14 protein-coding genes are annotated in these 24,161 nt (G+C 37.8%); 11 read left to right on the forward strand and 3 right to left on the reverse strand.

Going from position 1 to position 24,161, the window contains the following annotated elements; genetic code table 11:
* Positions 1-3: 3 nt before the first annotated feature.
* Positions 4-900, reverse strand: coding sequence for a transporter substrate-binding domain-containing protein (locus PVV57_RS00525; RefSeq protein ID WP_273783284.1), 897 nt, complete (start codon positions 898-900; stop codon positions 4-6).
* Between the two features lie 947 nt (positions 901-1,847).
* Between PVV57_RS00525 and gyrB the strand changes: the two genes are divergently transcribed.
* The 11 genes from gyrB to tsaE all read left to right on the forward strand — a co-directional run bounded on the left by gyrB (position 1,848) and on the right by tsaE (position 20,006).
* Positions 1,848-4,280, forward strand: coding sequence for a DNA topoisomerase (ATP-hydrolyzing) subunit B (gyrB, locus tag PVV57_RS00530; RefSeq protein ID WP_273783225.1), 2,433 nt, complete (start codon positions 1,848-1,850; stop codon positions 4,278-4,280).
* Positions 4,281-4,398: 118 nt separating this feature from the next.
* A complete protein-coding gene (gene ubiE / locus PVV57_RS00535) occupies positions 4,399-5,181 on the forward strand; it encodes a bifunctional demethylmenaquinone methyltransferase/2-methoxy-6-polyprenyl-1,4-benzoquinol methylase UbiE (RefSeq protein ID WP_273717447.1) in 783 nt (260 codons plus the stop codon).
* A 2-nt stretch (positions 5,182-5,183) separates the two neighbouring features.
* A complete protein-coding gene (gene ubiB / locus PVV57_RS00540; protein WP_273717446.1) occupies positions 5,184-6,770 on the forward strand; it encodes a 2-polyprenylphenol 6-hydroxylase in 1,587 nt (528 codons plus the stop codon).
* 68 nt (positions 6,771-6,838) lie between these two features.
* Positions 6,839-8,227: a bifunctional phosphopantothenoylcysteine decarboxylase/phosphopantothenate--cysteine ligase CoaBC gene (gene coaBC / locus PVV57_RS00545; protein WP_273717445.1), complete on the forward strand. Its 1,389-nt coding sequence runs from the start codon at positions 6,839-6,841 to the stop codon at positions 8,225-8,227.
* A gap of 1,641 nt (positions 8,228-9,868) precedes the next feature.
* Positions 9,869-10,588: a sulfate transporter family protein gene (locus PVV57_RS00550; protein ID WP_273783227.1), complete on the forward strand. Its 720-nt coding sequence runs from the start codon at positions 9,869-9,871 to the stop codon at positions 10,586-10,588.
* A 1,001-nt stretch (positions 10,589-11,589) separates the two neighbouring features.
* Entirely contained in the window at positions 11,590-12,510 is a 921-nt protein-coding gene (gene accD / locus PVV57_RS00555) for an acetyl-CoA carboxylase, carboxyltransferase subunit beta (protein ID WP_273783229.1), read from the forward strand.
* Positions 12,511-12,514: 4 nt separating this feature from the next.
* Positions 12,515-13,834 (forward strand): folylpolyglutamate synthase/dihydrofolate synthase family protein, encoded by a 1,320-nt coding sequence (locus PVV57_RS00560; protein WP_273783231.1) that lies wholly within the window; start codon positions 12,515-12,517, stop codon positions 13,832-13,834.
* A 43-nt stretch (positions 13,835-13,877) separates the two neighbouring features.
* Positions 13,878-14,876: a complex I NDUFA9 subunit family protein gene (locus PVV57_RS00565; protein WP_273717441.1), complete on the forward strand. Its 999-nt coding sequence runs from the start codon at positions 13,878-13,880 to the stop codon at positions 14,874-14,876.
* Positions 14,877-15,596: 720 nt separating this feature from the next.
* A complete protein-coding gene (gene ahcY / locus PVV57_RS00570; RefSeq protein WP_273717440.1) occupies positions 15,597-16,994 on the forward strand; it encodes an adenosylhomocysteinase in 1,398 nt (465 codons plus the stop codon).
* A 35-nt stretch (positions 16,995-17,029) separates the two neighbouring features.
* Positions 17,030-19,495, forward strand: a complete 2,466-nt coding sequence (locus tag PVV57_RS00575; protein ID WP_273783233.1) for a PAS-domain containing protein — start codon at positions 17,030-17,032, stop codon at positions 19,493-19,495.
* A gap of 43 nt (positions 19,496-19,538) precedes the next feature.
* On the forward strand, positions 19,539-20,006 hold the full coding sequence (tsaE, locus tag PVV57_RS00580) for a tRNA (adenosine(37)-N6)-threonylcarbamoyltransferase complex ATPase subunit type 1 TsaE (protein ID WP_273717438.1): 468 nt from the start codon (positions 19,539-19,541) through the stop codon (positions 20,004-20,006).
* Positions 20,007-20,182: 176 nt separating this feature from the next.
* On the opposite strand, the gene trxA is transcribed toward tsaE, so the two are convergent.
* Together trxA and addA are read right to left on the reverse strand one after the other, a co-directional pair.
* Complete coding sequence (trxA, locus tag PVV57_RS00585) at positions 20,183-20,506, reverse strand: thioredoxin (RefSeq protein WP_012230305.1); 324 nt, start codon at positions 20,504-20,506, stop codon at positions 20,183-20,185.
* 175 nt (positions 20,507-20,681) lie between these two features.
* Positions 20,682-24,161, reverse strand: a complete 3,480-nt coding sequence (gene addA / locus PVV57_RS00590; protein ID WP_273783235.1) for a double-strand break repair helicase AddA — start codon at positions 24,159-24,161, stop codon at positions 20,682-20,684.

A 24,161-nucleotide genomic window follows, 5' to 3' on the forward strand; every position in this document is an offset into this window, starting at 1 on the left:
TCGTCAGTAAAAACTTACTGGAAAATATCGCAAATAAAGCTCTGTAAGCTTACCATCCTCTTCTAGAGATTTTAGTGCATAATTGAGGATATCAACCAATTTTTCATTCTTTTTTGCAACAGCAAGCTGCATTCCTTGCCCCAATAACTGCGGTGCCATATATGCCCCTCCAACAAAATGGCAGCAATCAACAGATTTTTGATTTTTGCCCCATAACGATAAAGCAAATCCATCATCAAAAATAAGGTCAATTTTATGCTCCTCTAAGGCTTTATAGAGCTCTTCTCTCTCTTTAAATCCTTGCCATTGTGCTTTAGGGAAATAATAATGAAAGAGCTTTTCGTGAACACTTTTAGACAAAACACCACTGGTTAAATGGACCAATTGATCGCTTATTGGCTCATCGAGATTTAATTTTTGAGAAGCAACAAATCGCGCTGGAAAGCGCAAATATGACTTTGTAAAAACAAGATCTTGCTGGGTTTGACTTGTTTCTTTTAAACCCGCAATAATAACTTCTGCACCACCATTTTTGACATGCTCTACAAGCTCTTTCCAAGGAACCACTTCTACTTCACAAAATTTTTCTAATTGTAATTTTGAGCAAATAGCACGTAATAAATCGATATTATAACCTGCAAGATGCCCCGTTTGATCAAGAAAATTAAAGGGGGGAAAATCAAAAGTTGTTACAAAACGCAAACGAATGATATCCGTGGTATCAGGTTGTATCAAATGTTCATGCGAATCAAAAAAAGAAGGCAGCCTTCCAGCTATCCCAGCTTCTGCGTAAGAGAAAAATAAAAATCCCCCTGCTACAAATAAAATACGAATAAAAATAGTGTATAGATTATTGACTAAAAAGTACCGTAAACGCCATTGAAGATGTTTTATATGCATAGGTTTTCTTATTTTCAAAATCTCTCCCCCATTTTTCAAAGCTAAGATTAAACTTTTCTTAGTTATTATCTAACGCACTTCACTAAAATATCTGCCGTTTAACAAATAAAATTCTTGCACTTTTCTAAAACTGTTAAAAATTTTAACAATTTTCATATATTTTTTTAAAATACATTGAGAGATGCTTCTTTAAAAAAAATGTGTGAATGAACAATACAATAGCATTTTATTTTGAATGAGAGATGTAATCTCCATTACTAGAATAGCACAACCAAATATACACAATATTCTCGCCTTAATTTAAGATACAAAAACTTGGGCAGTTTAGGAAACCCATTATCTTTGTGTTAAATATACGATTTCATTAGGATTGAAGGTTGATTGATTAAGTAAAAAATAAAATCTTTGTTCGTATAATACAAAGATGCACAACTAATTTTAAATATTACGCATATTTAAAAATAAACAATAATATCGCTCTTTACACAATTTTAAACTTTACGTTTAAAGCTTACGTAAAGCTTAATTGACCTCGTCCACAAATCTTAAAGGAAAGGGATTCGTACCGACGTTAGCCTGAAGAGAGTTGGTTTCTCTCGATAAATTACGCTTTTAATTTTTTTGGTCTTCCCATTCATGCGATTCACTTAACTAAAAGCTATATGGATAAGCACTGCCCTAAATATTCACCATCCACTGTAAAAATACTTAAATATATCAAAGAGAAACTTACTTTTCCTATATTATCGCCCTAAATGACGGTGTTTTACTGTACAATAATTTAATATCATTTCATCATTCGCTTCATTATATAGTGACAGATATTGAATCTAGAGCTGATATACGGTAAATGTTTAACGTGGTTATTCCATAAATAACTGATCAGAACATTGAGCTTAAAAAAGCAGATAAGATATTGTAAATTGAACACAGAAATGGACTAACTTATGAGTGATGAAATAACCTCACCGACAAAAGGCGATGACTATGGCGCCGCTTCTATCAAAGTTCTCAAAGGTCTCGATGCTGTACGCAAACGTCCTGGTATGTATATCGGTGATACGGATGATGGATCCGGGTTACATCATATGGTCTATGAAGTTGTAGACAATGCTATTGATGAAGCTTTAGCTGGTCACGCAACTCTTGTAAACGTCACACTCCATGCTGATGGCTCTTGTTCTGTTCGTGATAATGGACGTGGAATTCCAACAGATATCCATCCAACAGAAGGTATTTCTGCCGCAGAAGTTATCATGACACAGCTTCATGCTGGCGGAAAATTTGATCAAAACTCTTATAAAGTTTCAGGTGGATTGCACGGTGTTGGTGTCTCTGTTGTGAATGCACTCTCTGTTTGGCTTAAATTGCAAATCAGACGAAATGGTAAAATTCATGAAATATCATTTACCCATGGGGTGGCTGATGCTCCATTAAAAGTTGTTGGCGATTGTGATCAAGAAAGTGGAACAGAAATTAGATTTTTACCAAGCTCTGAAACCTTTACTATGGTTGAGTTTGACTTTGAAACTTTAGAGCGTCGTTTACGAGAATTGGCCTTTCTAAATTCTGGGGTTCATATTCTTCTTGTTGACGAGCGTCATGCTGACATTAAATCCGTTGAATTACATTATGAAGGCGGATTGACAGAGTTTGTCAAATATATTGATCAATCAAAAAAAGCGCTCTTAGATACTCCTATTTACATTGCAAGTGAAAAAGATGGTATGAGCGTTGATGTTGCCCTATGGTGGAATGATTCCTACCATGAAAAGGTCTTGTGTTTTACCAATAATATTCCTCAGCGTGATGGTGGAACGCATTTAATCGGTTTTAGAAGTGCTCTTACACGTCAAATTAATGGTTATGCTGAATCTTCAGGGATTGCCAAAAAAGAAAAAGTGAATTTAACCGGTGATGATTGTCGTGAAGGATTAACAGCTATTCTTTCTGTCAAAGTTCCTGATCCTAAATTTTCTTCACAAACAAAAGATAAGTTGGTTTCTTCTGAAGTCCGCCCTATAGTTGAAAATTTGGTCAATGAAGGTCTTTCAATATGGCTGGAAGAACATCCTAATGAAGCAAAGCTTCTCATTAGTAAAGTGGTGGAAGCTGCAACAGCACGTGAAGCTGCACGCAAAGCACGTGAACTCACAAGGCGAAAAGGAGCGCTTGATATCACTTCTCTGCCAGGAAAACTTGCCGATTGCCAAGAGCGTGATCCTGCAAAATCAGAAATCTTTATTGTCGAGGGAGATTCGGCTGGTGGTTCAGCAAAAAGTGGACGCTCACGTCAAAATCAAGCAATTTTACCTCTCCGCGGAAAAATCCTCAATGTTGAGCGAGCTCGCTTCGACCGCATGCTCTCATCTGATATGATCGGAACACTGATTACAGCTCTTGGAACGTCTATTGGTAAAGATGAATTTTCACCCGATAAATTACGCTATCATAAGATTATTATCATGACAGATGCGGACGTTGATGGAGCCCATATACGTACTCTGCTGCTCACTTTCTTTTTTAGACAAATGCCCGAGTTAATCGAACGTGGACATCTTTATATTGCTCAACCACCTCTTTATAAAGTATCGCGTGGAAAATCTTCTCAATATATTAAAAATGAAGCAGCCTTTGAAGAATTCTTGATCGATACGGGACTAGAAGAAACAACCCTCGAACTTTCAACGGGAGAAGTTCGTGCAGGGGCTGATTTATATCAACTCGCGAAAGATGCCCGTGTATTCCGTCAACTTTTAAATGGTCTTCATACCCGTTATGACCGCAATATTGTTGAGCAAGCAGCCATTGTTGGCGCTTTTAACCCTGAAGCCTTTACAACACAAGAAAAAGCGCAAAAAATAGCAGAGGCTGTCGCACACCGCCTTAATCTGATTGCTGATGATATGGAACAGGGTTGGAGTGGACAATATATAGAAGATGGAAGTTTATGTTTTGAGCGTATTTTGCGTGGCGTTAAAGATGTTATCGCGCTTGATGTAGGACTTATAAACTCAACCGATGCACGTCAAATTGATCGCATTTCCCAAAATTTTAACGATATATATCATCCTCCCCTTCTTTTACGCCGCAAAGATAAAACAGAGCGTATTTTTGGACCTATGAGCCTTTTAGAGAGCATTTTTACAAACGGTAAAAAGGGTATTACTCTTCAACGTTATAAAGGTCTTGGGGAAATGAATGCTGAACAACTTTGGGAAACAACGCTTGATCCCAATGCGCGTTCTCTTTTACAAGTAAAAATTAATGATGCAACCGATGCAGATTCACTCTTTTCTCGTCTCATGGGTGATGAAGTTGAACCTAGACGTATTTTTATTCAAGACAATGCCTTAAGCGTTGCCAATCTTGATATCTAAAGGTATTCTTTTGTTTTGGGCTGTATAAACATCGCAGTTTTATACGTTGTTTTTTCGTATTTGAACATTACCTCTCTATTTCATTTACGATAAAAGAAAAATAAGGAAGGTCATATACATGGCAACCGAAACAGAACGTGTAGGAGCCAAAGGGGGTATGGAGCACTCTTTTGGTTTTACAAGAGTTGATGAAACACAAAAACAATCCATGGTCGATGGGGTGTTTCATTCTGTTGCTGAAAATTATGACAAGATGAATGATATCTTATCCTTAGGGCTACACCGTGTGTGGAAAAATTCTATGGTTGCATGGCTTTCTCCACCAGCGCTTTCTCATTGGAGAGTTCTCGATGTCGCTGGTGGTACAGGTGATATTGCTTTTCGCATCCTTAAGGCTTCACGTCAAAAAGCCCATGCTACGGTGCTTGATATTAATGGTTCTATGCTCAGCATTGGCAAACAACGCGCACAAAAAAATGGTCTTGCTCCTCTGATTGATTTTGTTGAAGCCAATGCAGAACATCTCCCCTTTGAAGACCAAAGCTTTGACGCTTACACGATTGCTTTTGGAATTCGCAATGTTCCTCATATTGATCAAGCTCTTAGAGAAGCTTTTCGCGTTTTAAAGCCCGGTGGACGTTTCTTATGTTTAGAATTTTCAAATGTTGAGATGCCTTGGCTCGATAAAATTTATGATCTTTGGTCTTTCCATGCTATCCCTAAGCTGGGTCAATTTATTGCAAATGATGGTGATGCTTATCGTTATTTGGTTGAATCTATTCGCAAGTTTCCTAAACAAGATGATTTTGCCCATATGATCAAGCAAGCAGGATTTTCGCGCGTATCGTACCGCAATCTCACCGGTACGATTGCAGCACTGCATTCAGGTTGGAAAATTTAAAAATGGTGCAAATTTCTCCCTACTTTCAATTGATGCGTGCAGGGTGGATTTTAACACGTGAAGGTGTTTTAAGTGCTCTGCCTCACGACGATCTTCAAGGATTTCCAGCATTATGTCATCGTATAGCGGGGGCATTAGCACGACGCAAAACGAAAAAGAAACAGCGATCTGAAAATATTTCGTATGCCATCAATAAGCTTGGACCCTCTTACATAAAACTTGGTCAATTTCTTGCCACAAGACCTGATATTGTCGGACGTAATGTTGCAGACGATTTGTCACAACTACAAGATCGTGTCCAAACATTTTCTTGCACCGCCGCTATTGCTCAAATTGAAAGTTCTCTTGGTCGCTCTATTGATGATTTATTCATAAATTTTTATCCTCCCATTGCCGCCGCTTCTGTTGCTCAGGTTCATCCTGCTGAATATATTGATGAAACCGGTCATAAGAAAAAATGTGCCGTAAAAGTCATTCGTCCCAATATAAGAGCGCGTTTTTCTAAAGATCTTAGAGGTTTCTATCTCATTGCGCATTTACAAGAGCGTTATATCCCTGCCTCTCGAAGGCTACGTCCTGTTCGTGTGGTGGATACTTTAGCACAAACAACACGCCTTGAAATGGATTTACGCTTAGAAGCAGCAGCTATATCTGAAATGGCTGAAAATATTCAACAGGATACAGGTTTTCGGGTTCCTCGTATTGATTGGGAACGGACAGGGCGAAATGTTCTTACCATGGAATGGATTGATGGTATAAGAATATCCGAAATTTCCAAACTCAAAGAAGCAGGTTTTGATCTACAGGCTCTTGCCATTACGCTTATTCAGTCTTTTCTACGCCACACATTGCGTGACGGTTTTTTTCATGCCGATATGCATCCTGGTAATTTATTTGTAGACTCAGATGGATGTATTGTTGCTGTTGATCTAGGCATTACAGGAAGGCTTGGAAAAAAAGAAAAGCATTTTTTGGCTGAAATTCTTTACGGCTTTATTACGCGCGATTACCATCGGGTAGCCCGCGCCCACTTTGAAGCAGGCTATGTCCCTTCACACCATAATATTGAAAGCTTTGCACAAGCCAATCGTGCGATTGGTGAACCAATTCACGGACAATCAGCACAAAGCATTTCCATGGCTAAGTTGCTCACATTATTGTTTGAAGTCACTGAATTGTTTGACATGCAAACGCGACCCGAACTTCTATTACTGCAAAAAACAATGGTTGTTGTGGAAGGTGTTGCCCGCACATTAGATCCTAGTTTTAATATGTGGAAAGCTTCTGAACCCGTTGTCAGAGAATGGATTAGTAAAAATTTAGGACCCGTAGGCGTTGCAAAAGACTTTAGTGAAGGAGCGCAAGCTCTCCTTTCCCTGGCACGCAAAACACCACAACTGGTACAAAACTTCCAACGTATAGAAGAAGATTTCAATCAAATGAGAACAACAGGTTTTAATCTTTCTCCTGCTACCCTCAAACAACTTGCCGCTGAACAAAGTCGTAGAAACCGTTATGGTCGTTATAGCCTATTTATCATTGCACTTTGTTGCGTTTTTTTCACTTTTTACTTTTTTCATCTTTTCTAATCTCTTTAATATGCTAAAAATACCAATAATGAAATCATTGCAATCATTTTGTTTATTGGAGGTATTTTATGGCCAGTATTACTATTCGTAATCTCTCTCCTGAAATTAAAGAAGCTTTGCGCGTACGTGCCGCACAAAATGGCATTTCTATGGAAGAAGAAGTGCGCCGTCTTTTAAGTAATCCCACCACTTTCACCAGACACCCCTCTCATGTAAGTGCCGTTGAAGTGCAATCATTGCAATCAAAATCACTCCTTCTTATTATTGGTGGAAGTATTGCGGCCTATAAAGCGCTTGATCTTATTCGTCGTTTAAAAGAGCGTGGAGCACGCTTAAACATTATTATGACAAAAGCAGCACAAAAATTTATTACGCCTTTAGCCGCTGAAGCCCTCAACGGTCGTACTGTATATACTGATTTATTTTCACGCGAAGAAAAACATGATATCGGACATATCCGCCTAGCACGGGATGCTGACCTCATTATTTTAGCCCCTGCTACAGCCAATCGCATAGCCAAAATAGCCCATGGCATAGGAGATGATCTAGCCGATTGCGTCCTTTTAGCAGCACGCTGTCCACTTTTAATCGCGCCTGCTATGAATCCAGCTATGTGGGCGCATCCAGCCACTGTTCGCAATGTTGCACAATTGCGCGCAGATGGCGTTCATATTATCGGACCAGAAATCGGAAATATGGCTGAACGTGACGAAACAGGCTATGGGCGCATGAGTGAACCCTTAACCATTGTCGCTGCCATAGAGGCTCTTTTGGATGTGCGTGAAAAACCTCTCTCTGGCCGCCATTTCATCGTTACCTCTGGCCCTACCCATGAACCTATTGATCCGGTGCGTTATCTTGCTAATCGGTCTTCAGGTAAACAAGGCCACGCCATTGCAACCACTCTTGCGCATTTGGGGGCAAAAGTAACACTTATTTGTGGACCTGTTAATCTTGCAGACCCACAAGAAGTAAAAACTATTCATGTTGAAACAGCACAACAGATGTTACAAGCCGTTCAAGAATCATTGCCTGCTGATGGTGCCATCTTTGTTGCCGCAGTTTGTGACTGGCGCAGTCAAACGCAATCTTTACACAAAATTAAAAAGAATGCTCATAAAACACCACCATCCCTCCATATGGTCGAAAATCCGGATATTTTAGCAACGATTGGACACGCTCCAAACCGCCCCTCACTGGTCATTGGTTTTGCTGCTGAAACATGTGATATTATTGCCAATGCGCAAAAAAAATGTGTTGAAAAAGGCGCTGATTTCATTCTTGCTAATGATATTTCTCTTCAACCAGATGGTACAAGTGTCATGGGTGCTGATACAAATCAAGTTTATCTTGTGAGCAAAGAAAAAGTTGAACAATGGCCCCCTATGCGTAAACAACACGTAGCGCAAAAATTAGCAAACATAATCGTATCATTTTTTACCCCCCCAAATGCCTAATCCTCATAAGGAAAAGATACCCCATTTTTCAAATAATAACTCTTCAAACACCTTATTAAAATATCTAAAAAATAAGAACTGAACTTTTGAATCCATGAAGATGTCTATACATCTCGACTAGATTGGATAACATATTAATTTATAATGATAATCTAACATTATTCAACTTGAATGAGAACCCCGAATATCGTAAGATCTTCTCATTTAAAATCCATGTATATTGAATCAATGAAAACCATTTTCTTGCACGTTAGCAACGATAGCCGCATGAATATTAAGTGTTTAAGAAAGGACTAAAAACCCCTACAATGAACCGTTTTAAGGGCTAAGGACTTGTCGCAACATTGAAGGTAAAGAGATGATGCCGGCGTGCTCTTTTGTTAAGCGTAAAGAGAGAGACGCTCTATAAGTTTTATAGCATTTATAGGAGCTTTATCCTTATACCATTTCACAAGCGCTGTTGTGACAGGGGTGTGGTGGGCATTGAGAGATGTTTCTTAAAAAAATCCTATTCTTACCCTAGCTTTTATCAAGAATAGAGTCTTTTTCACCACTGTCTCTCTAGCTTACAAAAAGAGAAGCTGAAACCATCATTTTTTAGTCTTCAACTTTACGAAAGCCCTGCACTGGGGAGAATTTATCAAAAGCATTTTCTTTCTTAAATGTTTTTATCCCCATATTGCTCCTATTTATAATGTGTAAATAAATGATTTTTTTGATTTTAACGATGAAGATTTAAGAAAATATCTCTATATTTGGGATTTTCATTCAAGTTGAAGATGATAAATTCTCTTCATAAATGAAAGGTGTTATTATCTAAAAATTATTTGCTCCAGTGCACCATTTGTATGAAAGATGCTTCAATGAACGCTTACTTTATTGCACTTATAGCTCTTAAAATTTAAAATCTCATCATTTTTAATCATCAGTGATATCTCCCTCTCTTTGCTTTTTCTCAAAAAACTGCTTGTTATGAAATATGTAGTGTTAATCGTTTGAAGTTTTTTTCCTATTGCGATGTCACATGAGTCATTCTGTTGCCCAAAATCAGAATATCTCCATAACGAATATGTAAATTTTACCCTTATTTCACTAACCTCAATATTGTTTTGAATAGAAGCAAGAGCCAAGACGCGCCACGCCAAGCGATAGAAAAGTACAGAATATTAGGAATCGTGCACAACAAATAAGGCTATAGATAAATGAAATTAGGCAGCGATACTGGATAAATGGAAGTAAAAAAACTCCTCCTCACTATCTTTTACCACCTTAATTTTTTAGATATATCATGTAAACGCAATTAGCTAAACTCTGTACAAAAATATTTAAAATCTCTTCTACAACAGCTGCTTCTTAAATTCTTCTCAGTTTTTTAAAAGCAAAATTTCTATTGATTCAAATTTTATTTTAAACGAAGAAGCCTTCGTTATTTTTTTATTTTATCCATTCTATAAGAAGAATTTATCCTGATTGGAATAATATATAAAGGTAAAAAATCCTCTTTTTTACAAAACAATATCGATGTATTTCCTTAGTGTTATTAAAAATAGTTCTTGTAATTCAAGAAAGAAAAAATTACACAATACACTCATCTAAATATATTTCTTGTTTTTTTTGCTTCTTTCCTTAATTTATTAATCTATGATTTTTACTGCTGCCTATCGTGCTTTACAACGTCTTCTGACCTCACAATATAGCATTATGATACTGAAAGCATTGGGAGTTACTTTTTTTGTGCTCGCCATTTTATGGTTATGTGTGCACCAACTTTTTGTGTCTTACTTTTGGCCTTGGGTTTCTCAGTTTCTTCCTGGTCTACCAAGTTGGGCAGGGTGGTTGGGATTTAGCATGCTTATCATCTTCAATCTTGGTTTGGCTCTTTTGTTAGCTTTTTTTATTGCTCCCATCACAGCTATGATAGGTGGTTTTTTCATTGACTCTGCTGCTGAAATCATTGAAAAGGAAGATTATCCAAATGAGCCTATGGGACAAGCTATGCCATTTGGGCGTTCTCTTATCCTCTCCTTTAAATTTGTTATTTTAAGCCTTCTTGGGAATGGAATTGCTTTTATTTTATTCTTCATACCAGGTGTTAATTTGATTGCTTTTTATGTTATTAATGGTTACTTGCTTGGTCATGAATATTTCTTATTTGCTGCTTACCGTTTTCGGACAGAGCAAGATGCGCGTGCTTTTTTACATACTCATTATACAACGGTTTTTGGCGCTGGATTGTTGATTGCGGTTTTTGTTTCGATTCCCATTCTTAATTTAGCCACACCGCTTTTTGCAGCTGCCTTTATGACACATTTACACAAAATGCTTTCCCAAAAGACCATAGCACGCATCACTCAAAAATGATGTTCCTTGAACTTTAAACTTACCAAAACTTGCGAGACAAAGAAAGCATAATATAAAATCTTATGTTTTACCTTTTCTAAAATCAATATATTGATTTACAATGATAATTTATCATTTTATGACATGCGTAAAAACCTAAATATCATAAGGATTTCTCATTTTAACCCTATTCATACTGAATCAATTAAAATCGTTTGTTGAGATGTCATAAACGGGAATGGTCGTGTGGATAAAAGCACTTTTTAAAAGGCATACAACACCTCTCATGCCCCCTCTCAATGCAAAAATTATTGTCACATTAGAAGTTGGTAAAGAGTATAAGGCTATCGGTTTATTCCTTTTATTTCAATGAAAATGGGAGAACATATAAATCTCATACCTTTCATGGAGAGGTTATACTCTTCATAGGCATTATCATGAAAGAATTTTTGAAATATGTGAGACTATCAAATCTAGCAATGTAGGGTACATAATAAAAATGATATTTTTGGGGCGCTTTATTTTATGTGAAACGCGCGCTTTAAGAAAACCGTTTGAAAAAATCTTGCTCTGGTGTTAGCGTTTCGCTAACATAACGTTATCATATCCATTATCTTTAATGGATGAGTATAGCCTTGTTAAGGTTTTATATTATAAGGTTTCTTTGCTTTAAGACTGTTGATATTAATGATTAATTGGAGAGTCATTTTTATTAAAAGAAAATAAGCCGTTTGTTAACCAACGTAAGAGATGAGTTTTAATACCAAAATCAAAGAATAAAAACATGTAAGTCCTTAAAGTTTTTTAAAAATTTGTTATAGGGAATGCTCTTCGTGCATATGATTTTTATGACATTGGAAATATTAAAAATAAAAAAACAATGGATTTAGAGCTATACGTGTGCGGATAAAAGTATTAAATAGACTCTTTTGTTCAGCCGAAAAAGCAAATGTAACTGCTTAAGTTCTATATTCTTTCAAATCATGCAAAAGATGTGTAATATTTAAAGGAAGGCTATAAAGATGAACTGGATTACAAATTATGTTCGTCCTAAAATTAACTCTATATTGGGGCGCCGTGAGATTCCAGAAAATCTATGGATTAAAGATCCTACCAGTGGTGAAATGATCTTCCATAAAGATCTGGAAGCCAATCAATTTGTGGCTCCCAATTCTGGCTATCATATGCGTATCAGTGCCAAAAATCGTCTCATGCATTTTTTTGATGATGGTGTCTATACAGCTCTTGAAAATCCAAAAGTTGTCACAGATCCTTTAAAGTTTCGCGATGAAAAACGCTATATTGACCGGTTAAAAGATTATCGTTCTAAACTTGGTGTTGATGACAATATTTTAAGTGCACGCGGCACTATTGAAGGCTTACCAATTATTGCAACCGTTCAAGATTTCGCCTTTATGGGTGGGTCTCTCGGTATGGCTTCAGGGGAAGCTATTATCAAAGCTTTTGATACTGCCATTGCTGAAAGGTGTCCTTTGGTTCTTTTTGCTGCTTCTGGTGGTGCACGCATGCAAGAAGGAACACTCTCACTGATGCAAATGCCCCGTACAACAGTAGCGATTGAAATGCTGAAAGAAGCAAAACTTCCCTATATTGTTGTTCTGACCAATCCAACTACCGGTGGTGTTACTGCTTCTTACGCCATGCTTGGTGATATTCACATTGCCGAACCCGGCGCTATGATTGGTTTTGCTGGTCCACGTGTGATTCAACAAACGATACGCGAAACTCTACCAGAAGGTTTTCAAAGTAGTGAATATCTGCTCGAACATGGTATGATTGATATGGTTGTATCGCGTTTAGAAATGAAAACAACCATTGCACGTCTTTTACGCTTAATGATGAAATATCCTGCTTTTGTTAACCCTTCCAACCCATCTCCTACAGATTCTAAAACATCGCTTTCTACAACAAAAGTAGCTTAAATTTATGCAACAAAGTCAAGTACAAAGGGTGGTGGATGGTTTACTAAAGAATTATCCGAAAAAATTTGATCTTTCTTTAGAGCGTATTGTTCGCCTTTTAGAGCATCTTGGCAATCCACATTTAAAACTTGGCCCTGTTATTCACATTGCTGGAACAAATGGCAAAGGATCTGCCTCAGCAATTTGTCGTGCTCTTTTAGAAAGTGCTGGCTACTCCGTTCATGTGTACAGCTCACCTCATCTCGTCAACTGGAATGAACGCTGCCGATTAGGTCAAAAAGGAGGCGGTCAACTTGTTACAGAGAGCCTATTGGCTGAAACAATCCGTGAAATTATAAAAGTAAATCGTCAAGAGCCGATTACTATTTTTGAAATTTTTACAGCCGCTGCCTTTATGCTATTTAGTATACATCCAGCTGATGTTGTCATTTTAGAAGTTGGGTTGGGAGGACGTTTTGATGCTACCAATGTCGTTAACAAACCAGCTGTATCGCTTATTATGCCCATTGATTATGATCATGAGAACTTTCTTGGAAACACAATTGCTCAAATCGCTTTTCAAAAAGGGGAGATTATCAAACCAAACGTTCCTGTGGTTATCGGTAAGCAAAATTATGAAGAAACTCTTGCTACTTTAATATCCCTGGCCGATAAAAATAAAGCACCTTATTCTCTATTTGATCAAGATTATCAAAGCTATAAAGAACATGGACGTATGGTTTTTCAAAATAATCAAGGTCTCATGGATCTTCCCCTTCCTAACCTTATTGGAGACCACCAAGTTGCCAATGCTGGTGCTTCTCTTGAAGCAGTCTATCAAGCAGGTTTTCAACTTTCAGAACAAGCCATAAATGACGCTTTGAAAAATATTTATTGGCCCGCACGGATGCAACACCTTACCCAGGGACACTTGGTTGATCAACTGTCTCCTAATATTGATGTATGGCTCGATGGTGGTCACAATCCTGCTGCTGGAAAAGTTATTGCAGCTGAACTTACACAATGGAGAAAAAAAACAGATCGTCCCATTATTATGATTGCTGGCATGCTCAATACCAAAGATGCTGTGGGTTATTTTCGTCCTTTAGCGAACCTTGTCGATAAAATATATACGATACCGCTTATTGACAATAACGCCAGTATCTGTCCAATAAATTTAGCTGAATCAGCCCAAAAAGCAGGAATATTTGCGTCCCCACAAGCACATCTACAAGATGCTTTGCATAAAATTAAGGTCGAATATAAAGAGGCTATTGTCCTTATTGGAGGTTCCCTTTACCTTGCGGGTGATATTTTGCGTGACAATAAAACACCACCGTGCTAAAAATCGGCTATTTTTAAAGCTTTGAAAGATAGACTTTTTAATCATGCAATTTGATTGTGCACTTTATCAACATCCTAAACTTATTACTGTTTTTGGCGGATCTGGTTTTGTAGGGCGCCATGTCGTTGAAACTTTGACGAAGCGGGGATATCGCGTTCGTATTGCTGTTCGTTGTCCACAAAAAGCTTATTACATGCTCCAAATAGGAGAAGTAGGACAAACCCAAATGCTTAAAACAGATATCAAGCATCGTGCATCTGTTGCACGCGCATTGCTTGGAGCTGATGCGGCAGTGTTTTTGCCTGGTAGTTTAAAACAAGCAAATCAATCGAATTTTAAAAGCACACAAATTGATGGTGCTTACAATGTTGCTGAATTAACAGCAGAAGCTGATATTCCACTCATCTATATGTCAACGCTTGTAGCTAATGAAAACGCTTCATGTCTTTATGCGCATGTTAAGTTTATGGGTGAACAAATCATTCATAACAAGCATCCTCAAGCAATTATTATGCGTCCATCTGTTATCTTTGGACCAGAAGATTGTTTCTTTAACACCTTAGCAGATTTGTCACGTTTTTTACCCATTATGCCTCTTTTTGGAGGGGGACAAAGTAAATTGCAACCCGTGTATGTTGGTGATGTTGCCGAATTTCTCGCACGCGCTTTAGATGGACAGGTTGCTTGGGGAAAAAATTATGATCTTGGTGGTCCCCAAATTATCACCTTCCAAAATGCTCTTGAAAATATACTCAAAATTATTCACCGTAAAAAAACAATCCTATCCATGCCTCTTTCTGCTGGTCTATTGATTGGAGGAGTTTTAGGAACAATCGGTAAATTACCTTTTATACCGACACTTGTAACAGCCAATCAGATACGCTTTTTGCAAATGGATAACATTGTTTCACAAGAAGCTATTGAAAATGGATATACTTTAGAAGGTGTGGGAATTACTCCTAGAGCAATAGCTGCATTTTTGCCAAGTTATCTCTGGAGATTTCGTCCACATGGTCAATTTTCCCAAAATTTACTCGTCTAAAATAAATTCTCCTAAAACTGAGTTAATTATTTGATTTATAATTCATAGCTTGTTGTTCGCTATTTTAAAATCAGAGTGTTCAATAGATTGATGTTTTTGCATTTTAAATGCTCCATTGATATCATAAAAAGTGTTTTCTCGCATATTTACAGTCTTTTGAAAAAAATTATTGAAAACAGGAAAAAAACATCTCTTACAAACTATCCTCATGTAGGAGCATAATGCACCATAGGAATTCAGAAAAACCTATGCTGAGATTGTCTGTTCATAAATATAAAGACAACAACATATGGCTTTGCATTATATTATTTTACTAAAGCTTAATAATCAAACGAAACAAGATCATAATGCCTTTTTTAAACAACCGCATGAGTGAGTAGAATAAAAGTGTACTATTTTTGTTTATCCCATAAAAAAATCAATATAAAAACTGTGAAGCAATGCATCATGTTTATTCTTTAAAAGGTATCCCTCTGAAGATTTTTAAAAGCTTTAACGTTCCGTAAAAAGAATAAAATTTTGTTTTTATAATAAGACTTATCCTGAGATTTCTTGTCCTATTCGTCACATCATGACTCAGCTTCATAAATGCCTATTTGTTACACAAATTTATGGAGATTTTAAAAGAGCTTTTTCACATAAAGAAGTCTTCTTCTTGTCTTGCATTTTTTTTTAATTTCTCCTACCGTCTTGGAAAAACTGATTTTAAAGGAATAAAGAATGACAGCTCAAGATTTTGTTGTCAAAGATATTGCCCTTGCCGCTTATGGTCGTAAAGAACTTGATATTGCTGAAACTGAAATGCCTGGTTTGATGGCTTGTCGAAAGGAATTTTCCTCCAGTCAACCTTTGCGCGGTGCGCGCATTTCTGGCTCATTGCACATGACAATTCAAACAGCTGTTTTAATTGAAACATTAAAAGCGATTGGCGCCGATATACGGTGGAGCTCTAGCAATATTTTTTCCACACAAGATCATGCAGCAGCAGCTATTGCCGCAACGGGTATTCCTGTATTCGCTGTTAAGGGTGAAACATTGGAAGAATATTGGACTTATATAGATGCCATTTTCCAATGGCCTGATGGTAATCCTTCCAATATGATTTTAGATGATGGAGCAGATGCTACAAACTATATTTTAGTGGGAAGTCGTGCAGAACAAAATAAAGATATCCTCTCGCATCCTAAAACAGAAGAAGAAGAAATTTTTTTCAAACAAATCCAAAAGCGTATGGATGCAACGCCAGGATTTTTTACACGACAGCGCGCAGCAATTAAAGGGGTAAGCGAAGAAACCACAACAGGTGTAAACCGCCTTTATCAATTACAAAAAGAAGGACTCCTGCCTTTTCCTGCTATTAATGTCAATGATAGCGTCACGAAATCAAAGTTTGATAATAAATATGGATGTAAAGAATCATTGGTCGATGGTATTCGACGTGGAACAGACGTGATGATCGCGGGGAAAACTGCCATTGTCTGTGGTTATGGTGATGTAGGAAAAGGTTCAGCAGCGTCTCTTTCGGGTGCTGGAGCGCGTGTTAAAATAACAGAAATTGATCCTATTTGCGCACTTCAAGCGGCTATGGATGGCTATGAAGTTATTAATTTGGATGATGCTGCCTCCAGTGCTGATATTATCATCACAACAACAGGCAATAAAGATGTTGTCCGTTTAGACCATATGCGACAAGTCAAAGATATGTGTATTCTTGGAAATATTGGTCATTTTGATAACGAAATCCAAGTCGCAGCCCTTAGAAATTTGCCATGGACAAATATTAAACCTCAAGTTGATATGATCACCTTTCCCGATGGAAAACGCATCATTTTGCTCTCTGAAGGGCGGTTGTTAAATCTTGGTAATGCAACAGGGCATCCTTCTTTTGTCATGTCGGCCTCGTTTACCAATCAAGTTTTAGCGCAAATTGAACTCTTTACCCGTGCAGAACACTATACAAATGAAGTCACTGTTTTGCCTAAACATCTTGATGAGAAAGTTGCACGTCTCCATCTTGATCGGTTAGGAATAAAATTAACTGTTTTATCAGAAGAACAAGCCGCTTATATTGGAGTCACACCGCAAGGACCTTATAAACCAAACCATTACCGTTACTAAAATGCTTCCTTGGGTTAAAAAAAGGGAAAGATGTCGTGCTCAGCTTTGGTGACCATACCCCCAAAGAAAAAGCTCAAAAAATGATTCGAATCTATACGTATATCTTTTGCCTTTTTTTCTTTTTTTCTCCAACATGCTCTATTGCTCAGTCGTTGGAGAATTATTTACCATTTTCCTTCACTTTGCAAAATGGTCCATGGCTGTTTTTAGCGCTGTGTGGAGGGATTTCTTGTGCTTCATTTCTCACATGCATGGCTGTTATTATGCATGCAAAAAAAACAGCACAGAAGCCTTTGAAGATAATTCAAGCAGATTTTTCTGAAAAACTTAAATATTATGAATGGCTTCTGGAAGAAACCGAGCAATTCCTTCTTATTTGGGAAAATCCAACAACCTTACCTCGTGTCGTGGGTAACCTTTCCACATTGCAAAAAATAGGCATTGATCAGCAAAATTTTCAGCGTTTTGAACTCTGGGTTGAAGAAAATTCTCTGCGAGAACTTGATTATGCGTTGACTCAACTGCGTTGTAAATGTCACCCTTTTGCACTTTCCATCACCACCACAAATAATGTGCTGCTACAAGTTACAGGGGTTATCGCAAGAACAGTCGCCATCGCTCGTTTTCAAGATATCTCAAAACAGCAGAGCGAAAATGCTCGTTTACAGAAAGATATCGCCCGCCTTCTTACTGAACTGAGAATGCAGCGTAATCTTCTTGATCTTATTCAAGAACCGGTATGGATCAAAGATTGTGAGGGAAAAGTTTGTTTTATCAATCGCGCCTTTAGAGAAATGACAAACTATCGTGAAGGCAGTGATGAAGTGGGGGATCTTTTCAATGAAAACACACAATGCAAAACAGATGAAACAGAAACACTTTTTCAAGAACATGTTCACACCGTCATTGATGGAGAACGGCGCCGTTTTCATCTCACACGGATCACAACAGCCGAAGGGATGGCCGCTTTTGCACGTGATGACAGTGCCTATGAAAATCTTGCTCATGAATTAAGATATGTTCTTCAAAGCCATTGTGAAACCCTTGACCAAATCTCAACAGCTGTAGCCATTTTTGATACAAACCAAAAATTAAAATTCTGCAATCATGCTTTTAAAATTTTATGGCCGTTGGAGAGTTCCTTTTTAGAAAGTGAACCAAGCCATACATTATTTCTTGAACGTTTACGTGAAAAAGGGCTCATTGCTGAACACCCTGATTGGCGCGCGTGGAAAGAAGAACTTTTTAAAGCCTATCGGCAAATGGAATCAAACCAACAAATTTGGAATCTTCCAGATGGGCGTACGGTGCGTGTTGTCTCGAACCCTCACCCACAAGGAGGGATCACGTGGCTTTATGAAAACCTTACAGAAAAAATTGATCTTGAACGCCGTTATAATACTCTTATTAAAATACAAGGTGAAACACTTGATAAACTTTCCGAAGGCGTGGTCGTTTTTGGTACGGATGGACGCCTTCGTTTATCCAATCCGGCCTTGTCGAAATTGTGGTCTCTTCCTTATAATTTACTGGTAGAAGGAACCCATATTACACAGTTACAAAACCATTGTTCAGCCTTAACTTGGGGGCAAGAATGGGATCAGTTTACCAAATTCATTACCGGTTTTGCTGAAAAACGTGAAACATATTCGGGACGTATAGATCTTAAAAATGATATGATTATTGACTATACTTTAGTCCCTCTTCCCGATGGACAAACAATGCTTACTTTTGTGAATGTTACAGACACCGTTCATGTTGCACGAGCTCTTCAAGAAAGAAATGAAGCCTTAGAAAGTGCTGATCGTTTGCGTAATGAATTTGTCCAACATGTTTCCTATGAATTGCGTACACCTCTCACCAATATTATTGGATTTTCCGATATTTTACGGGATCAAATTTTCGGTTCTATCAATGAACGTCAACAAGAATATCTTGGGCATATTCATTCAGAATCAGGAACTCTTTTGAATATTGTTAACGATATTCTTGATCTTGCCACCCTTGACGCAGGCATTATGGAGTTAGACATAAAACCAGTTAACATTGCTGATGCTATGATACAAGCGGTAGCCCGTGTAGAAGATCGCCTTAATGGACGCCATATTACGCTTTTACAACAAATTTCGCCTTCCTTAAATTCTATTTCTGCTGACGAAAAGCGCTTACATCAAATTTTTGTGAATGTTCTGAGTAATGCACTTAATTTTGCAACGGAAGCGAGCACTATTGAATTTTGTGTCGATGAACAAGATGATAACATCGTCTTTAGCGTTCACAATGAAGGCTCTGATATCCCTGAAGACATTCTTGATCGTATTTTTAAACGTTTTTCTTCCCATTCACACCATGGTGGGCGTGCAGGAGCGGGACTTGGTCTTTCGCTTGTGAAAAGTTTCGTTGAACTACACGGTGGATATGTTGAAATTCTTACCGGTTCTGGAAAAGGAACAACAGTTAAGTGTTTTTTCCCCCTCTCCAAAGGAGATAAAATTTTTTAATTTTAACCTTTATTATATTTTTATCCAGCTCATGGAAGTTTTGATGAATTTTAATTTTTTTCTTGAAAATGAAGAGGCAACAAAGCTTTTTGCAAAAAATTTAGCCCTTTCTTTAAAGCCAGGAGATCTTGTAACGCTGCAAGGAGATCTTGGAACTGGAAAGTCAACCATTGCACGTACAATCATCCAAACACTTGCGAACGATGACACTATGGATGTTCCAAGCCCGACTTTTACTCTTGTGCAAAGCTATCAACTTCCACAGTTTGAAATTATTCATGCTGATCTTTATCGCCTTTCTATGGCAGAAGAAATTGATGAATTAGGGCTTCATGAAGCACGTGAGAAAAACATTTTACTCGTTGAATGGCCAGAAAGAAGTACAGATTTTTTAGAGTTTGCCACTTTTGCACTTACCTTACAATATCAAGCACATGGGCGTCATGTGACACTGAGATCTGCACAACATTCCATTGAACGTTTGCAACAGTCTTTTGCAATTCACACATAAAAAATATCGACATGGTCATGCATAACAGTGTGTATTCTTAAAAGCATTAAAATAAATGCATCTAACTTTTTGATTTAATTGACTTGCTATTACCAATATATTTTAGAAAAGAATGTTTAAAAAAGTCAAAAGGAGAGATAAAATTTCTCTCCTTTATCGTTGCCTATGTATAAGCATTAACGAAGCCCATCTTTTATCCACTCAGAAAGACGTCCTTTAGAGGTAGCGCCAACCATATTTGATGAGACATTTCCATTTTTAAACATTAATAATGTAGGGATAGAGCGTACTCCATATTGGGTAGCTAATTCCGGATTTTCGTCAATATTTACTTTGACAATTTTAACTTGGTTTTGCATCTCTGTTGAAATTTCATCCAAAATTGGCGCAATCATTTTGCAGGGACCACACCATTCTGCCCAAAAATCAACCACAACTGGGGTGGAAGAGGTTAGAACTTCACTTTCGAAATTGTCCTTATCAACTTTTACACACGTCATTGATTTATCCTTTATACTCACTTTTTATAGATTGGTATGATAACAATTCATATCAAGTTATTGCAAAGATAAATTATTAAAGAGTTTTTTTGCATCAAAAATTGTGGCGTGTGTTTATTTGAGCAATTTTAGGAAAGTAAAAAAGCGTAAAGATACTTTGAAGGGAAGCAATAACTTATAGGGCAATTTCATCAAGAAATGCCTCGAGTTTTTCTGGAGGAAGTTTAAAAATTTTGGCTTCTTTACTGTAGATAAGCAGAGCTTGGATATCTTTATCAGGATGTATCGCTTGCAACAATTTTCGATAAAGCGCCATTTGCAACCAATGATGAGGAGCAATAGCAGCTTCATTTTCAGGTGGAATCCCTGTTTTAAAATCAGCAAAGATAATGCTGTTTTTCGTGATGTAGAGACGGTCAATTTGACCAGAAACTGCTTGTTCCTTTCCTCGAATTTTTACAATACCCATTAAAGGAACCTCAGCACGTGAATGCTCAGAAAAAAGGGGGATGAGGTAAACATGATCTAAAATTTTCCAAACGTGGCGAAGAGCATCTTCTCTTTGGCTTTCCTCCCAATGAGAAGCTTTGAGATTGAGATAGTTTCGAGCATAATCTGGACGTTTTTGTGGGGGGCAATCTGGTAGATGTTGTAACAATCGGTGAATGATATGACCATATTCAATGAAAAAAACTCTGTTGGTGTTTGTTTCTCCTAAAACAGGTGAAGTGAAAAGTTGTTTTGGACTTGAAGAAAGCTCTGTATCAGCTTCAATGGAAAGGCTCGCGACAGAGGGTTTTAACGGTTTTGGGAGCACTGGTTCGACTGGTACTTTATGAGAGAAAAAGGAAGGCAAAGGTGGTAAGGCTTGACTCTCAGCACAAGGAACTTCTTGATTTATTATAGAGGCAGAAGAGGAAGATGTAATGCAATAACGCCAAGCTGCAATATCTTCTGCAGGACCTTTTATAGTAACCGCATGGGGTACAAGGGCTTTTTTTACTAGTTGTAGCCATGTATCAGAGAGCGTTTTTTTACCGTTATATCCACAAACAAATAAACGATCTTCAGCGCGTGTCATTCCCACGTAAAGAAGGCGCCTATATTCTTCTTCGGCACGCTCTTTTAAATGTAAAATTGCTTTTTTAGAGAGCTTTGTATTAAACTTTTCATTGGGGCGCCAAATAAAAGCGTGTTGTCCGTACCCTTGTGCATCATCTAAAGGAACTTTAAGCAAATGAGGTGCATGCTGAGGATGCCAAATCGCACTACCAGGATCAACCAAAAACACAATAGCAGCCTCCAGTCCTTTTGCGGCATGAACCGTCATGATGCGAATTTCTTCATTGTTTTGTTCAAATTCACGTTTAATTTCTGGTTCGCTTGCAGTTAATGTTTCTAAAAAAGCTTGTAATCCTGGTAATCCTGTTTTTTGAATAGCGAGCGTATAATCCATAAAAGCATCGAGTACATCATTTGCTTCAGATCCTAAACGGGCTAAAATTTTTTGTCTTCCTTTATCATTATTCAGAATATGGCTATAAAACTCGAAAACCGGTATTTTATCCACTAAAGTGCGATAATAGTTCAGTTTTTCAAAAGCATCTTTAAAAGATACCTGCGATGATGCATGCGTACATAAGCTTTGCCAAAGAGAGCCGGTTCGGTGTGTAGCAAGCTGATAAAGTTCCTTTTCACTAAAAGCAAAAATGGGGCTTTTTAAGACGCAAGCAAGAGAAAGATCATCTTGTGGCTGCAAAACAAAACGCCCAAGTGCCATTAAGTCACGGATACTAATATGTTTGGTGAGTTGTAAACGATCAGCCCCTGCTACAGGAATATTAAGGTGTTTCAGAGCACGGGAAAGAGCTGAAACAAATTTATCACGTTTACGAACCAAGATCATAATATCACTTGCCCGTATTAAGCGTCCCTTTGCTGGAAGCATTTCACCTTTTTGTAACCAGTCGGCAATCGTTTCAGCAATTTTTTCTGCTAAACGGACTTCAGGTGTATCTAAATGATCAACACTCAAATGCCAATCATGAGGAAATTCGCTTGTTTCTTTGGAAATGGCATCCCATATAACAACTTCACCTGGGCTATGAACACGAATAGCCTCATGCACCGTCTTTGTGTTTTCTGCCGAAAGTCCTTTATAGTTTTCTGGTGTTTCGAAAACAAGATCAACGCTTTTAAGAACATCTGCTGTAGAGCGAAAAGAGTAATGCAGTTGTATTTTTTCAAATTGTTGATTTGTTTGCTGCGCTTTTTTTTGAATGATTCGTCCATTTGCAGCAAAATTTTCCGGAGCAGCGCCTTGAAAAGAATAAATAGATTGCTTTTCATCTCCAACAGCAAAAAGAGTCCGTATATTTGTTCGTTGGCTATACCCTGAGAAAAATTCTTGTGCCAACAGTTGAATAATTTGCCATTGCTCCGGGTTGGTATCTTGTGCTTCATCAAGGAGAATATGATCAAGGCCCTGATCAAGTTTATAGTGCACCCATTGGCTTGCACCTTTGCGCTGTAACAAATGGAGCGTACGCTCAATAAGGTCGTCAAAATCCAAGATGCCATTGGCCTTTTTTAGATTCGTATAGATTTTGAGATAAACGGCACAGAGCTGAAAAGCAGCCATATTGAGGGTAGCAACCTTTGTGCATTGATATTTTTCTAAAAGAAGAGAAAGCTTGTTTTGTTTATCTTCAAGCATTTGTTGAATAAACGGCCAAATTTCATCGGATTTTTTACGAGATAAATTTGAGAAGCTACGCGGCTCACCTTTTGTTTTAAAATAAATATCAGAAATAATATTGAGAATATTTGTCTCATCATGCGCCTTTTCTAATTGGGAAAATTTTTCCACCATATTCTTAAAGTTTTGGCTTCCATTGGTTTCACAATGCTTAAGAGCATAAAGGGGGAGGCGCGCGGTTTGTTGAATTTGTTCCAGCAGACCTTGATTTGTTTCATCGGGCGCTAAGTTGAAAAGCGCGCGCAATTTTTCTTCTCCATTTTCAGATAGAAGAGAAGATAAAAAATCAGAGAGTTTATGTTGCTTTTCAACTGCTTCATAGAGCAGTTGGTTAAAAGTATGTTCGCTAATAACTTGAAGCAACTGTTGCAAAGCAGGTTGTACATCATGACGCGCTAAAAGTTGGCGACGAGATTCTTGTCGTAATTTTTCGCGACTGATATCATCGGGAAGTTCGAAATGCCCTGCGATATTGGCTTCTAACATAAATTGATGCAAGAGAGATTCACAAAAAGCATGAATCGTTTGAATTTTCAAGCCTCCAGGCGTTTCAAGAGCACGAGCGAAGAGTTGTCGTGCATAAGTTAATTTTTGCGCATTGACGGGTTTATTTTCAAACCGTGTTAAGATTTCTTGCAGCTGTGCATCATCGAGTTCATTCCAACTGGAAAGTGTACGAAAAATTCGTGATTGCATAACAGCAGCAGCAGCTCTTGTATAAGTAAGGCACAAAATACGTGCTGGAGGCGTACCGTTTAAAAGCAAACGAATAACACGTTCACTTAAAACGTGGGTTTTTCCAGATCCAGCATTTGCAGAAACCCACACGTTTTTTTGGGGATGTGTTGCTGTTGCTTGTGCATCAAGAGCGGCTTCAGGAATAGAAAAAACAGTCAT

This window comes from Bartonella sp. AU15XJBT (genome assembly GCF_028618615.1).
In the GTDB taxonomy this organism is placed as follows: domain Bacteria; phylum Pseudomonadota; class Alphaproteobacteria; order Rhizobiales; family Rhizobiaceae; genus Bartonella.

What these genes read in the sequence shown, in the direction of transcription:
- PVV57_RS00525 (WP_273783284.1), bottom strand. Translation starts at nt 900, where the DNA reads ATGCATATAAAACATCTTCAATGGCGTTTACGGTACTTTTTAGTCAAT.
- gyrB (WP_273783225.1), top strand. Translation starts at nt 1,848, where the DNA reads ATGAGTGATGAAATAACCTCACCGACAAAAGGCGATGACTATGGCGCC.
- ubiE (WP_273717447.1), top strand. Translation starts at nt 4,399, where the DNA reads ATGGCAACCGAAACAGAACGTGTAGGAGCCAAAGGGGGTATGGAGCAC.
- ubiB (WP_273717446.1), top strand. Translation starts at nt 5,184, where the DNA reads ATGGTGCAAATTTCTCCCTACTTTCAATTGATGCGTGCAGGGTGGATT.
- coaBC (WP_273717445.1), top strand. Translation starts at nt 6,839, where the DNA reads ATGGCCAGTATTACTATTCGTAATCTCTCTCCTGAAATTAAAGAAGCT.
- PVV57_RS00550 (WP_273783227.1), top strand. Translation starts at nt 9,869, where the DNA reads ATGATTTTTACTGCTGCCTATCGTGCTTTACAACGTCTTCTGACCTCA.
- accD (WP_273783229.1), top strand. Translation starts at nt 11,590, where the DNA reads ATGAACTGGATTACAAATTATGTTCGTCCTAAAATTAACTCTATATTG.
- PVV57_RS00560 (WP_273783231.1), top strand. Translation starts at nt 12,515, where the DNA reads ATGCAACAAAGTCAAGTACAAAGGGTGGTGGATGGTTTACTAAAGAAT.
- PVV57_RS00565 (WP_273717441.1), top strand. Translation starts at nt 13,878, where the DNA reads ATGCAATTTGATTGTGCACTTTATCAACATCCTAAACTTATTACTGTT.
- ahcY (WP_273717440.1), top strand. Translation starts at nt 15,597, where the DNA reads ATGACAGCTCAAGATTTTGTTGTCAAAGATATTGCCCTTGCCGCTTAT.
- tsaE (WP_273717438.1), top strand. Translation starts at nt 19,539, where the DNA reads ATGAATTTTAATTTTTTTCTTGAAAATGAAGAGGCAACAAAGCTTTTT.
- trxA (WP_012230305.1), bottom strand. Translation starts at nt 20,506, where the DNA reads ATGACGTGTGTAAAAGTTGATAAGGACAATTTCGAAAGTGAAGTTCTA.
- addA (WP_273783235.1), bottom strand. Translation starts at nt 24,161, where the DNA reads ATGACTGTTTTTTCTATTCCTGAAGCCGCTCTTGATGCACAAGCAACA.